The 12,487-nt window shown below is 70.6% G+C and carries 10 protein-coding genes and 1 tRNA gene; 6 read left to right on the top strand and 5 right to left on the bottom strand.

The genetic code is table 11. The features are described from left to right. Positions 1 to 72 precede the first annotated feature (72 nt). Entirely contained in the window at positions 73 to 1,419 is a 1,347-nt protein-coding gene (locus ACIOEW_RS14380) for a PP2C family protein-serine/threonine phosphatase (protein ID WP_362540200.1), read from the bottom strand. A gap of 623 nt (positions 1,420 to 2,042) precedes the next feature. Between ACIOEW_RS14380 and ACIOEW_RS14375 the strand changes: the two genes are divergently transcribed. Beyond that, positions 2,043 to 2,765: a bifunctional DNA primase/polymerase gene (locus tag ACIOEW_RS14375; RefSeq protein WP_401964039.1), complete on the top strand. Its 723-nt coding sequence runs from the start codon at positions 2,043 to 2,045 to the stop codon at positions 2,763 to 2,765. Positions 2,766 to 3,709: 944 nt separating this feature from the next. Here ACIOEW_RS14375 and ACIOEW_RS14370 read toward each other — a convergent pair. The 3 genes from ACIOEW_RS14370 to ACIOEW_RS14360 all read right to left on the bottom strand — a co-directional run bounded on the left by ACIOEW_RS14370 (position 3,710) and on the right by ACIOEW_RS14360 (position 6,537). Next, on the bottom strand, positions 3,710 to 4,675 hold the full coding sequence (locus tag ACIOEW_RS14370; RefSeq protein WP_401964037.1) for a DUF5926 family protein: 966 nt from the start codon (positions 4,673 to 4,675) through the stop codon (positions 3,710 to 3,712). A 257-nt stretch (positions 4,676 to 4,932) separates the two neighbouring features. Next, positions 4,933 to 5,604 carry an ATP-binding protein gene (locus ACIOEW_RS14365; protein ID WP_401964035.1) on the bottom strand — a complete coding sequence of 224 codons (672 nt, stop codon included), beginning with the start codon at positions 5,602 to 5,604 and terminating at the stop codon, positions 4,933 to 4,935. A gap of 87 nt (positions 5,605 to 5,691) precedes the next feature. Further along, positions 5,692 to 6,537, bottom strand: a complete 846-nt coding sequence (locus tag ACIOEW_RS14360; RefSeq protein WP_362540208.1) for a glycerophosphodiester phosphodiesterase — start codon at positions 6,535 to 6,537, stop codon at positions 5,692 to 5,694. A gap of 190 nt (positions 6,538 to 6,727) precedes the next feature. Here ACIOEW_RS14360 and ACIOEW_RS14355 point away from each other — a divergent pair, with 190 nt between their 5' ends. Both ACIOEW_RS14355 and ACIOEW_RS14350 read left to right on the top strand, forming a co-directional pair. Next, the gene (locus ACIOEW_RS14355) at positions 6,728 to 8,215 is read left to right on the top strand and encodes a S1C family serine protease (RefSeq protein WP_401964033.1); all 1,488 of its coding nucleotides are present in this window, start codon (positions 6,728 to 6,730) and stop codon (positions 8,213 to 8,215) included. Positions 8,216 to 8,267: 52 nt separating this feature from the next. Further along, positions 8,268 to 8,354, top strand: a tRNA-Ser gene (locus ACIOEW_RS14350). Between the two features lie 155 nt (positions 8,355 to 8,509). On the opposite strand, the gene ACIOEW_RS14345 is transcribed toward ACIOEW_RS14350, so the two are convergent. After that, positions 8,510 to 9,388: a bifunctional DNA primase/polymerase gene (locus ACIOEW_RS14345; protein WP_401964031.1), complete on the bottom strand. Its 879-nt coding sequence runs from the start codon at positions 9,386 to 9,388 to the stop codon at positions 8,510 to 8,512. A 313-nt stretch (positions 9,389 to 9,701) separates the two neighbouring features. On the opposite strand from ACIOEW_RS14345, the gene ACIOEW_RS14340 reads away from it, so the two are divergent. From ACIOEW_RS14340 to ACIOEW_RS14330, 3 genes are all read left to right on the top strand, one after another. Next, complete coding sequence (locus ACIOEW_RS14340) at positions 9,702 to 10,013, top strand: hypothetical protein (RefSeq protein WP_350988227.1); 312 nt, start codon at positions 9,702 to 9,704, stop codon at positions 10,011 to 10,013. Positions 10,014 to 10,243: 230 nt separating this feature from the next. Further along, positions 10,244 to 11,470 carry an acyl-CoA dehydrogenase family protein gene (locus ACIOEW_RS14335; RefSeq protein ID WP_401964028.1) on the top strand — a complete coding sequence of 409 codons (1,227 nt, stop codon included), beginning with the start codon at positions 10,244 to 10,246 and terminating at the stop codon, positions 11,468 to 11,470. After that, on the top strand, positions 11,467 to 12,486 hold the full coding sequence (locus ACIOEW_RS14330; RefSeq protein ID WP_401964026.1) for a bifunctional MaoC family dehydratase N-terminal/OB-fold nucleic acid binding domain-containing protein: 1,020 nt from the start codon (positions 11,467 to 11,469) through the stop codon (positions 12,484 to 12,486). Before ACIOEW_RS14335 ends, ACIOEW_RS14330 begins: the two co-directional genes overlap by 4 nt. Position 12,487: the final 1 nt, after the last annotated feature.

Below are 12,487 nucleotides of genomic sequence, written 5' to 3'. Positions count from 1 at the left end.
CGGAAGGGGGCCCAGGGCCGGAAGACCTCTTACACAGGGTGGCCCGCCGGTGCCGGCGGGTGCGCGACGGTCTCAGTCGAAGCGGGCCGCGAGCAGGACCACGTCCTCGGTGCCGTTGCCCTGGTCGATCCCGTCGGGCAGCACGGTCCGCACCACATGATCGGCGATCGAGCCGGCGTCGTGGCGCAGTGCCTTCGGGACGCTCGCCGCCGCCGAGTGAAGCCGTGCGAACGCCCGGTCCATCGAGTCACCGGCGCGGCGCAGCAGACCGTCGGTGTACAGCAGGACCGTCTCGCCGGGTGCCGGGACGATCTCCACGCTCGGCGCCTCCCAGCAGGCCAGCATGCCCAGCGGGGCGGAGAGAGTGGTCTCGACGTACTCGGTGCGCCGGTCGCCGACGATCAGCGGCGGGGTGTGCCCGGCACCGGCCAGCAGGATCTTGCGGCGGGCGGGCTCGCAGTACGCGAAGAGCGCGGTCGCGGAACGGGCCGGCTCGGTCAGCCGCATCAGGAGTTCGAGATCGGAGAGCACGGCGACCGGATCCTCGCCCTCCATCACCGCGTACGCCCGCAGGCCTGCGCGCAGTCGTCCCATGGCGGCAAGGGCGCTGGGACCGGAGCCGCCGACCGAGCCCACGGCGAGGCCGAGCGCACCCTCCGGCAGGGCCAGCGCGTCGTACCAGTCGCTGCCGCTCTGCGGCGCGGCGTGATGGCGAACGGCCAGCTGCACGCCGGGCACGCGGGGCAGCCGGCTGGGCAGAAGTTCCTCGGTGATGGTGGCGACGTCGGTCCTGGCCCGCTCCAGCTCCAGCAGCCGCGCCAGGTGCTCGGCGGCGTACCCGGCGTAAAGACCGACGAGATGGCGCTGACGTTCCAGCGGTTCGGCGGGTTCGTCGTAGAGCCAGACCGCGGCGGCGAGCCGTCCGGTGCGCTCGGTGGTGATCGGCAGTGCGTAGCTGGCGGCGTAGCCGAGACGGGCGGCGACCTCGCGCCTGCGGGGGTCCAGGCTGGTGTCGCCGAGCAGATCGGGGGTGGTCAGCGGGCCGTCGGCGTTGGGCAGACCCTCAAGGATGCGGCCGTAGGAGGTGGCACTCCTCGGCACCGTCTCGATCTGGCCGAGCTCCGCGTGGGCCAGCCCGAGACCGATGGTGCTGACGGGGCCGCGGAGGTCGGACGGTTCGAAGACGATCAGTCCGCGACGGGCGCCGACCAGAGCGGCCCCGGCGTCGAGAAGCTCGTGCAGGGCGTCGTCGAGGGTGCTGGTTCTGGCCAGCCGTTCGGTGAGTTCGTGCAGCGTGGTGAGGTCGGAGACCCAGCCCGCCAGACGGTCCTGGATGAAGGTGCCGGGCGCGGCCGGTACCTCGGAGAGGGGCCCGGCAGTGTGCGCCGAAACCGGAACTGTGGGATTGATTCCAGCCACTTTCGGCAGGTGTGGGGCGCTCATGGTCGCCGGCTTTCCGACTGGTTTGTTTCGTCGAATAGCATCGCAAACCCCCATGTCATTCTGCGCCGCTATCAGTGCATCCACATGTACACGCACAAGTGAGGCGATGTCCAGCATTGTCCCTGCGGGATTTGTGGTGTCCGAGGGGTAAGTAAGTTGGCCAAAAAATGCACCCTGCGGTGGTCATTTGCGGTCGACTGGGTCTGCTCGACCGGGGGTTGCCCCCGGGTGAAGTCCCAGGGGCAGCGTCATTCCGGGCATGCTGGGTACGTAGATCTGTAGATGGCCAGGGGCGGTCCCGATCGCCTCCGGAACCTGGCAGCGGGCCCGGGCGTCCTCACCTGTGACGGCCACGCCCCCTCCCCGAGTGGCGAGGGCTGTACGACGGACGGCAGGCGCGGCACGCGCCCTGCACCTCGCCATGATTTCGACTGGAACCGGCTCGATTCGGCTCAGCACAGCTCACGCTCGGTACCGAAGACCAACCCGTACCGCAGGCTCGACGAGCATGTACACACAGTGAAGATCCGCACACGTGGCGTGACGCACGCGTGGTGTGATGTGGACCCTCGGCGTTCAACGGAAAGGAACGAGCGCTCATGCGCGAGATCCTCGGAAGGCGACGCAGGATGCGGTTCGGACGCAGGGGTGGGGCCGCTCGTCTGGACGCGGCCCTGACCTGTGCCACCGCATGGCAGTGGCCCGTGCTCCCCGGGGTGGGCCTCCGGCCCGCCGGCAGCCGTGGTGAGCGTGGCCGCGGCTGCGCCTGTCCCGATCCCGAGTGCGCCGTGCCCGGCGCGCACCCCTTCGATCCCGGACTGCTCGCCGCGACGACCGACGCCCGGATGGTGCGCTGGTGGTGGACGAACCGGCCCACCGCGCCGGTCCTGCTGGCCACGGGCGGGCGTGCGCCGTGCGCACTGAGCCTGCCGGCGGTGGCCGGGGCCCGCGCACTGGCCGAGCTCGACCGGATGGGCATGCGGCTCGGCCCCGTGGTGGCGACGCCGACCCGGTGGTCGCTGCTGGTCGCTCCGTACACCCTCGAACGGCTCGGTGAACTGCTGCACGCCCAGGACTGGGTGCCCAGTTCGCTGCGGTTCCACGGCGAGGGCGGCTATCTCGTTCTTCCGCCGTCCGAGATCGGTACGGGGCAGGTGCGCTGGGAGCGCGCGCCGGAGCGCAGTCCCCGGCAGGGCTCCGCTGGTGGAGCGCCGGTCCGGGTGGTGGCGTCGCCGTGGCTGCCGGATGTGGGGGCGGTTCTGGACGCGCTGGTCCAGGCGAGCAACAGTGCCCCGGACGGCGGAAGCCGGCTCGCGTACTGACTGACGGGCTGCGGGCCGATGGCGGGCGGGTTACGGGACAGCCCGTCAGGTCTGCCGCGCCGGTCCGGACTGGCGGGTCGAGGAGTGGGCTCCGCGGGTCGAGGAGTGGGCGGCGGGTCGAAGGGCGGGCGGCCGCTCCGCCGTACTTCCGGCGCACTGTCGGAAGTGGCGCGCGTTCGCAGCCGGATGCTTCGGGAATGACGGGTCCGCGTGCCCGTGGTGGTCGGCGTTCCCCGCGCCCCTTCCGTTCTTGATCCTTATCTGTTGTTTTCGGTCTGCCTTCATTGCCGAGCGCTGTCGGATCCCTGGCGTTTCACTTACGGGTGAGGTGATCGATGCGGGCGTTTCGGTCGTGCGATGAAGGCTTTTTCGGTCACGCGGTGAGGGCTGTTTCAGTCATGCAAAGTCTGCCGGTGCAAAGTCTGCCGGTGGTCGGCTTTCTGATGCGCCTTCCGAAAGCCGTTCGAACTGTCTTCGAGGATCTCTTCGGGTGTTGCTCCGAGGTGTATTCGGAAAGGGAGCGGCCGGCGACTTCTGTCCGATATCGAGCGGTCCGGTGGCCGCGAGTCGCAGTTGTCGACGCCGGGTCCAACAGGGCTTCCCTGGGGGCAGGTTGACGCCGCGCCACTACGGAAGCCGTCGCAGGTGCGCGTGAAGGACGACAGGGGTGGGGCGGGGTGGAGTGTGAAGCCGGGGTTTGTCCAGGGGGCCTGTGCAGGGCCTGTGCGCGGTTCGTGCGCCGCGTGGCGCGCCGTGCGCGCCGGGCCTGGACATGAGGATGCCCGATCGCTGGCGACGGGGGATGCACCAGCGACCGGGCTTCTAGAACGGTAACAAGAGATCTGCCGTTCGCAAATTCGATCTCGCGTATTCGGACAGCGATTTACCTGTGAGTACGCTGAGTTGTGACGGGCGTCACCGTACGGGCCGGGTGGTGGTCACTGTCAGCTGAGGGTCACTTGGCGGTTGGTGAGCCCGCCACGCGCCCGCCGCTCCTCGGCCGTGAGCGGCGCGTCCGAAGCGAGCGCCGTCGCGAGCCGTTCCGCGAACGTGGCGGCGGGCTTCTCGCAGTCCTCGGCACCCATGGCGCTCGGCAGGTCCCAGACCGGGACCATCAGGCCGTGCGCGCGGAAGGAGCCGACCAGCCGGGTCCCCTCGCCGAGCGACGAGGTGCCGGCGGCGTGCAGCCGGGCGAGCGCGTCGAGGAGCTGCTCCTCGGGGTGCGGCATGACCCAGCGCAGGTGGTTCTTCTCCGGGGTCTCGCACCAGTAGGCGGCGTCCACTCCGGAGAGGAGGACGGTCGGGATCGCCGCGTCATTGGCGCGCTCCAGGGACGCGGACACCTCGGCCGTGGCGTTCTCCGCATCCGGTACCCAGAACTCGAAGCCAGGGTGCACGACCGGTGCGAACGGCGCGGCGGCGTCCAGGACGTCCTGGAGCCGCGGCCCTTCGGCGGGTACGCGCCTGGCGGCGACGGGCGAGCCGGGCTCGGCTTCCAGCGCTCGCCGGAGGGTGTCGGCGAGGTCGCGGCTGAGGTCGCCCGAGGAGGTGTCGTTCTGCAGGGCGAGGAGGACCGAACCGTCGTCGCGGCGCAGTGCGGGCCACGCCATCGGGAGGACGGTCGCGAGCGTCACCGACGGCACGCCCTCGGGCAGTCCGCCCTTCAGCGTCAGTTCGACCGTGGCGGCGGGCACCAGTTCACGCAGTGCGACCCAGTCGCATTCACCGGCCAGCCCCTCGAAGGGGCGCTGGACCAGCTCGGCCACGGCCTGGGCGGCGGCGCGGCCGTGACAGGCCTTGTATCGGCGGCCCGAACCGCACGGGCAGGGCTCGCGAGCCCCGACCACCGGGATCTCGCCGTCCGTGAGCTGCTGCTTCCCGGCCTTGGTCTGAGGGCGCTTCTTCGCCATGGTGGGCTTTCTCCCGATTGCGACAGTGCGGTCTGGGCCGCGAGCCTAGCCGTCCCTGCGCCGTCCGGGGGGCACGGACGATCCGGGACCGGCGGACACGGTGTCGCGGCGGGGCTCCGTCGCGCCGGTTGCCTGGCGGCGCGGGAGCTGGGGCGCTGCCCGGAGACCGTGCTTGCCGGGGCCTGCGCGCAGGATGGACGGCCTGCCGGGGACGGCTCCTCGGGTGTACCCGGCCGCCGCCGGTGCGCCGTCCGGCTTCAGCCCGCGTCGTCGAACGCGCCGGCGAAATCCAGCCCGTCGAGGTCTGCCGCACCGGTCACTCCCGAGCCACCGCCCGGCAGCCCTGACGCACTCGGGGCCCGCCCGTTGTTCCGAGCGTCCGGCCGCTCGTCGGGGCGGCCGTGTCCCTCGTTGACCAGCACCCAGACCGTGACCTCGCCGGACGAGTCGTCACGTACGCCCCACTCCTCGGCGAGGGCGCTGATGATGTTGAGCCCCCGGCCGCCGCGAGCGGTCACCGACGGAGTGGCCGGAACCGGCCGGGTCGGACCGCCTCCGTCCGTCACCTCGACGGTCAGCCCGCCCGCTCTGTCGACGCGCCAGGCGGCGCGCACGTCGCCGTCTCCCACGTCGGTGTGCAGGCCCAGCGGCCTGCCGTGCCGGCAGGCGTTGCTGAGCAGTTCGGAAAGGATCAATACAGCATCGTCGACGACCGAATCGGACACCCCGTGGCTGCGCAACTGCTCACGCATCCGGTGTCGTGCCTGGCCCACGCCCGCAGGGCCATGGGGTACGGCCATGCTCGACGACGTGGGCACTTCCTGTGCCACCACCAACGCCACCCCCGAGACCTCCTTTGCCCCACGCCACGGAGTGGATGCCCCCCTGGACTGGACCGGAAACCGGCCAATGGCCTGCGAGTGACGCACTCGTAACGATCGGGTACGCGCCGAATGCGCCGGTGTACTCCCTGTGATCGGCGATGAGGGTGTGCCGTCCCTCGTTGTGGACAGGCTCTAAGCGCGCCCCAGCTGTGCCAGAACCTGCTTCGGGCGGTTGGTGATGATGGCCTCGACGCCGAGTCGCACGCAGAGCTCGACGTCCTCCGGTTCGTTGACCGTCCAGACGTGCGCCTGATGACCGGAGCGGTGCAGGCGGTCGATGTACCCCGGGTGGTTGCGTACGATCCGCATCCCTGGTCCCGCGATGCGGGCGCCCGCCGGCAGCCGTCCATCGCGCAGCCGCGGCGAGACGAACTGCATCAGGTAGACGGTGGGGAGCTCGGGTGCGGCGTCCTGGATGCGGTGCAGTGAGCGGGCCGAGAAGCTCATGATGCGGACCGGTGAGGGGCCGTCGGAGGGCGGCACGTCGAGCTCGAAGCGTTTCAGCAGGTGCAGCAGCCGCTCCTCGACCTGGCCGGCCCAGCGCGTCGGGTGCTTGGTCTCGATGGCCAGCTGCAGCGGACGGCCGCCGGCTCTCGTCTCGACGAGGAGCTCGAGGAGCCGTTCCAGGGTGAGTACGGAGGTGAGCTCCCCCGGCACCGGATCCCAGTCCGGGGACTCCACCTCCTCGCGGTCCTTCCACGAGCCGAAGTCGAGGGCCGCGAGTTCGTTGAGTTCCAGGGCGGAGACGGCGCCGCGGCCGTTGGAGGTGCGGTTCACCCGGCGGTCGTGTACGCATACGAGATGGCCGTCGGCCGTGAGCCGTACATCGCACTCCAGGGCGTCGGCACCGTCCTCGATCGCCTTCCGGTACGCGGCCAGGGTGTGCTCGGGGGCGTCGTCGGACGCGCCCCGGTGTGCGATGACCTGGATGGGATGCTGGCTGGGGCGCTGCGGCCGTGCTTGGGTCACCCGCATCATGGTGTCACCGGGAGACCATGGACGTGCGCACCTTGTGGTGCGAGACCGTTTTGTCCGATGTAAGGGCCCGTGCGCAGATGCACAGGTCCTGCTTACAGTGGCCTGACGTGCCGTGGGAAAAGCTGACTCCAGACACGTACACAGCGGATCTCTTGCCGAATCATGATGTGGAACCGAGGAGTAAAGAGCTGTGAGCACAGAGAACGAGGGCAACGAGGGCACCGCGGCCGAGGCCGCCCCGTCCGTTCCGTCCGCACCTCCAGTGCCGGCCGACGCTCCCCAGGGACCCCCCGAGAGCGCGCCCGCCGTCCCGACGTACCCGGACGCGACGGCCACACAGCAGCAGCCGGCCGCATCCGCCCAGGACCCGGAGACCGCCCCCATGGCCCTGGTCCCGGCGGCCGCGCCGCAGTACGCACCCCCGCCCGCACCGCAGTCCGCAGCCGATGCCGGCTGGCCCCCGCCCCCGCCGGCGGTCCCGGCGTACGCGCACGGGGCACAGGGCGGCGGCCCGGCATGGGGCCCGCCCGGTCAGCAGCACACGGCCGACGCGCCGCGCAAGCGGGGCGCGGGCGGCCTGGTGGCCGCGGTGGTCGTGGCGGCACTCGTCGCGGGCGGAGTCGGCGGTGCCCTCGGCTTCTGGGCCGCGGACAGCAACAACGGCTCCGACGCCTCCGGTTCGACCACGGTCTCCGCGTCGGGCACTCCGCAGGACCTCAAGCGCGACCCGGGGACGGTCGCGGGCGTCGCGGCCAAGGCGCTACCCAGCGTGGTCACGATCGACGCGCAGAGCGGTGACGGGGAGGGTGGCACCGGCACCGGCTTCGTGTACGACAAGGAAGGCCACATCCTCACGAACAACCACGTGGTGGCCTCCGCGGCGGACAGCGGCCAGCTCACGGCGACGTTCTCCAACGGCAAGAAGTACGACGCCGAGGTGGTCGGCCGGGCCCAGGGCTACGACGTGGCCGTCCTGAAGCTCAAGAACCCGCCGCAGGGACTCACCCCGCTGCCGCTGGGCAACTCGGACCAGGTGGCGGTGGGCGATTCGACGATCGCGATCGGTGCCCCGTTCGGTCTGTCCAACACGGTCACCACGGGCATCATCAGCGCGAAGAACCGCCCCGTGGCTTCCGGCGACGGCTCGGGCGGCAGCAACTCGTACATGAGCGCGCTGCAGACGGACGCCTCCATCAACCCGGGCAACTCCGGCGGCCCGCTGCTGAGCGCCGGCGGCGCGGTCATCGGCATCAACTCGGCGATCCAGTCGACCGGAAGCACCGGTCAGAGCCAGGCCGGTTCCATCGGCCTCGGCTTCGCGATCCCGATCAACCAGGCGAAGAACGTCGCCCAGCAGCTGATCAAGACCGGCCAGCCGGTCTACCCGGTCATCGGCGCCACGGTGACGATGGACGAGAAGACCGGCGGCGCGGTCATCTCGGACCAGGGCGCGGGCGGCACTGAAGCGGTCAGCAAGGACGGCCCCGCGGCCAGGGCCGGGCTCCGGGCGGGCGACGTCATCACGAAGTTCAACGACACGGTCGTCGACAGCGGCCCGACCCTGATCGGCGAGATCTGGACCCACAAGCCGGGCGACAAGGTCGAGCTGACCTACAAGCGCGACGGCAAGACGTCCACGGTGGAAGTCACCCTGGGCGAGCGCAAGGGCGACAGCTGACCCGCTAGGCTGTCCTCCGCGTCGAACCGGTCTTCGCTGACCGTCGGCGCGAGGTGGGTTGCCCGAGCGGCCTAAGGGAACGGTCTTGAAAACCGTCGTGGCAGCGATGTCACCGTGGGTTCAAATCCCACACCCACCGCACAGGTGAGAGAAGTAGCAGGTCACAGGGCGGGTCTCCGGTTCGGAGGCCCGCCCTGTGCGTTGCCTGCTGGCCACCCGTAGCCGGTTCTGGTCGAGGCCGGTACGGGCCATGAACGGGCCGGACTCACCTACTCCGGTCAAGGCCGGCCGCCGTCACCCCGGCGGCTCGCAGCGGATGTTGGTGAGGCGGGCGGCCGAGGCGATGGTGGCCCGGGCCTCGTGATCCGGGAGGCCGGTGCTGATGGCGGCCCGGGTGAGGGCGTCGGCCAACGCGTCTCCGAAGCCGTGTTCGTAGGCGCGGCAGGCCGCCCAGAAGAGCCGGGTGTTGCGTTGGCCCTCGTTCGCGGCCAGGACGAACTGGATCAGGCCGCGGCCCTGGTCGGGGTGGTCGTCCTGGCGACGGGGGCGGGCAGGGGGCGTCAGCAGGTGGAGCAAGGCGCTGGGGCAGGGCGCGGGCGGGAGGGTGCCGGTGCCGGGTACGAGGCGGTAGGTGCCGTGGGAGGTGACCGAGCCGGGGCCGACCAGATAGCCGCCGGCGCCGCGGATGTCGATGCCGGGGGCGAGGCGGCCGGCCGAGTTCGGTACGGCCACGCCGGGTGGGCCGGACAGCCAGATGTGACGGCCGCCGCTGGGGGTGAGCACCGTGACGCTCGGCGGCAGAGTGAACAGGTGTTGCAGGGCGAGGTGTTGCAGGGCTACCACCGAGTCGTTGCGGCCGGTGGTGTCGATGTCGAGGTCGATGCCGATGAGGTGGTGCGGGGGGCGTCCGCACGCGATGCCGTAGCCGGTGGCCCAGGGGGCGGCGGCGAAGAGGGCGCGTACGGCGGCAGGGTCGGTGGTGGCGTCGTGAACGCCGTGCCCGGGCCGCCCGCAGGTGCCCCGGCAGCCGGACGACGGGCTTTCGTCACGGTGCGGTGAGCGCAGGGCGGGGAGTTTGGTGGCGGATAGCGGGATGACGGGGAGCCCGTGCTCGGCGGCGGAGAGCGCGTGGGCCAGGGCCAGGGTGGCGGTTCGCCTGTCGGTGGTGGCCATGGTTCTATGTTCGTACGAATGTTCGAATAAGGGAAGGGGGTGAGTGCTCGGGGTGGCGGTCGGGGGGTGGCGGCGGAACGCTTCTTCCCCTGCGAGGCGTGGGGTCTCTCCGTGGACCAGGGGTGACCTGGGGGTTTGTGGGATCTGGGGGTTTATCTTCGCTTCCTCATGCTTGCGGGGGAATCGGAAAGTGTGGGTGGTTCGCCGGTGCGGTGCTGGGCAGCTTTGATCTCGCGACGTCGTGACCATCACCGGGGCGGTCGGCCAACTGGCCCGGGTTCAGCTTTGTTTTCCGGTTCCTGGAGGAATAGACATGGCAAGCATCCGTACCGCTCGTGCCCTCGCCGTTGTGGCCGCCCTGCCTCTCGCCGCCGCCCTCTTCAGCGGTGTGGCCCAGGCGGACAACGGCTCCTTCGCGAACGACGGATCGAACGCGGGCGTGGCCACGATCAGCGGCAGCGGGGTCGGTGGGGACAACTTCGGGAATTCGTCCACCTCGCAGCAGCAGGCCACCGGCTCCGGGGCGTCGAACCAGAGCAACTCCGCCCAGGTGAACGGCTCCGCGTTCACCGACATCGATCAGTCCACCCACAACCTGGCGGTGAACTTCACCAATCTCTGGTGAGCCGGTGCCTGCTGCCGTCCGGTCGGGGGGTCGGGCGGCGGTTGGGGGAACGACGGCCTGCGTGGCGCCACTGCGGTGGCGGCGCGCGGGCCGTTCGGTCTCCGGGGCCAGGTGGGAATCGGGTGCGGAATCGAGGCGGGTCCGGGTGTCCGGCGCCTTGACAGTCGAGCGGAATCTGACGGACAGTCAGAAACCCTGATCCCCACGCCTGTTCCAGGGAGGCAGTCGCCGTGCATCTGGCCCCGACCGAGCGTCAGCAGGAGCTGCGCGCCGAACTTCGCGCCTACTTCGGTGAAGTGATGCCCGCGGGCGGTGGAAACGCCGGCCCCGCCGCCCAGTACCCGGATGCTCCGAACCCGGGTGCCCAGGATCCGGGTACCCGGCGCCCCGACGCGCAGCAGCAGCGGCGGCTGCTGCGCCGGATCGGTGCCGACGGGATGCTCGGTCTGGGCTGGCCCGTCGAGTACGGCGGGCAGGGCCGCGGGGCGGACGAACAGTTCGTGTTCTTCGACGAGGCCTACCGGGCCGGTGCCCCGGTTTCCATGGTCACCCTCAACACGGTCGGCCCCACACTCATGAAATACGGGACCGAGGCGCAGAAGGAGTACTTCCTGCCGCGCATCCTGGCCGGCGAGCTCGTCTTCGCCATCGGCTACAGCGAACCGGAGGCCGGGACCGACCTTGCCGCGCTGCGTACCAGGGCCGTACGCGACGGTGACTCCTGGGTCATCGACGGGCAGAAGATCTTCACCAGCAACGCGCAGAACGCGGACTGGATCTGGCTCGCCTGCCGTACGGATCCGGACGTGCCCAAGCACCGGGGCATCTCGATCGTTCTCGTACCGACGGATGCGCCCGGCTTCTCCTGGACGCCCATCGAGACCGTGGGCGGGCTGACCACGACCGCCACGTACTACGACGGCGTGCGGGTGCCCGCGACCGCGCTGGTCGGCGCGGAGAACGGCGGCTGGGGGCTGATCACCAACCAGCTGAACCATGAACGGGTGGCGCTCGCCGCGATCGGCATGCAGGCCGAGGACTTCTACGAAGCGGCGCTCGCCTTCGCCCGGACCCCCGATCCCGAGACGGGGCGGCGGCCGGCCGACGAGCCGTGGGTCCGCTCGCGGCTGGCCGAGGCGCATGCCCGGCTGGCGGCGACACGCCTGCTCAACTGGCGCCTGGTGGGGGCCGTGGGGGCGGGAGCGCTGGCTCCCGGGGACGCGAGCGGCGTGAAGTTCGCGGGAACCGAGAGCGCCGTGGAGGTCTATCGGATGTGCCAAGAGATCACGGGAGACAGCGGAACGATCCGGGGTGGTTCGCCCGGCACCTTCGGGGACGGGGAGCTGGAGCGGATGAACAGGGCGGCACAGATCAACACCTTCGGTGGCGGGGTGAGCGAGGTGCAGCGGGAGATCGTCGCGACGATGCGGCTCGGCATGAAGAGGGGGAAGCGGTGACGGCCGGGCAGGGCGTGCGGGACGAGTTGTACGAGCGGCTCAGGGCGTACGAGGGCCGGGCGGCGGCCACGTCGGGCGTCGGAAAGGATCTGGTCAACGAGCCGATGATCAGGCATTGGTGCGAGGCGATGGGGGACGCGCACCCTGCCTACGGCGGACCTGGCGCTGTCGCCCCGCCGACGATGCTCCAGGCGTGGACGATGGGCGGGCTGTCGGGGCACACGGACCGGAGCGGGGCGTACGACGAACTGTTCGGCCTCCTCGACGGGGCCGGTTACACCTCCGTGGTCGCGACCGACTGCGAGCAGGAGTATCTGCGCCCCCTGCGGCCCGGGGACCGGATCACCTTCGACGCGGTGATCGAGGCGGTGTCGGAGTGCAAGACGACGAAGCTGGGAACGGGTTACTTCGTCACCACGCGCATGGACGTCCGGGCGCAGGACGAACCCGCCGGTACACACCGTTTCCGAATCCTCAAGTACCGGCCGGCGAAGTCGAAGTCGAAGTCGAAGCCCGATCTGAAGCTTGATCCGAAGCCCAATCCGAAGCCGCTGAAGCCGGATCCGAATCCGAAGGCCGAGCCGGTGGAGGAACCGGAGAGGAAGCTGCGGTCCAGGCCCGTGATCAACCGGGACAACGCCGGATTCTGGGAGGGCGTCGCCGCCCGTCGGCTGCTGATCCAGCGCTGCACCGCGTGCGGCACACTGCGCTTCCCCTGGCTGCCCGGATGCAATGCCTGCGGGGCGCCCGAGTGGGACACGGTCGAGGCGTCGGGCGAGGGCACTGTCTTCAGCCATGTCGTGATGCACCACCCGTCCTTCCCCGCGTTCAGCGAGAACGGCGAGGGCGGGCCGTACGCGGTCGCGTTGATCGAGCTCGCGGAGGGCGTCCGGATGGTCAGCAACGTCATCGGGGTGCCCTGCGACAAGGTGCGGGTGGGCATGCCGGTGCAGCTGGAATTCCTGCGAACGGACGCCGAGTTGGTACTGCCGGTCTTCCGGGGAAGTGAGGGCTGAC

The organism is Streptomyces sp. NPDC087901 (genome assembly GCF_044742205.1).
In the GTDB taxonomy this organism is placed as follows: domain Bacteria; phylum Actinomycetota; class Actinomycetes; order Streptomycetales; family Streptomycetaceae; genus Streptomyces.
The sequence above is the reverse complement of the archived record's forward strand: the minus strand, read 5'-3'. Positions and strand labels throughout refer to the sequence as shown.

What these genes read in the sequence shown, in the direction of transcription:
- ACIOEW_RS14375 (WP_401964039.1), top strand. Translation starts at nt 2,043, where the DNA reads ATGCGCGAGATCCTCGGAAGGCGACGCAGGATGCGGTTCGGACGCAGG.
- ACIOEW_RS14370 (WP_401964037.1), bottom strand. Translation starts at nt 4,675, where the DNA reads ATGGCGAAGAAGCGCCCTCAGACCAAGGCCGGGAAGCAGCAGCTCACG.
- ACIOEW_RS14360 (WP_362540208.1), bottom strand. Translation starts at nt 6,537, where the DNA reads ATGATGCGGGTGACCCAAGCACGGCCGCAGCGCCCCAGCCAGCATCCC.
- ACIOEW_RS14345 (WP_401964031.1), bottom strand. Translation starts at nt 9,388, where the DNA reads ATGGCCACCACCGACAGGCGAACCGCCACCCTGGCCCTGGCCCACGCG.
- ACIOEW_RS14340 (WP_350988227.1), top strand. Translation starts at nt 9,702, where the DNA reads ATGGCAAGCATCCGTACCGCTCGTGCCCTCGCCGTTGTGGCCGCCCTG.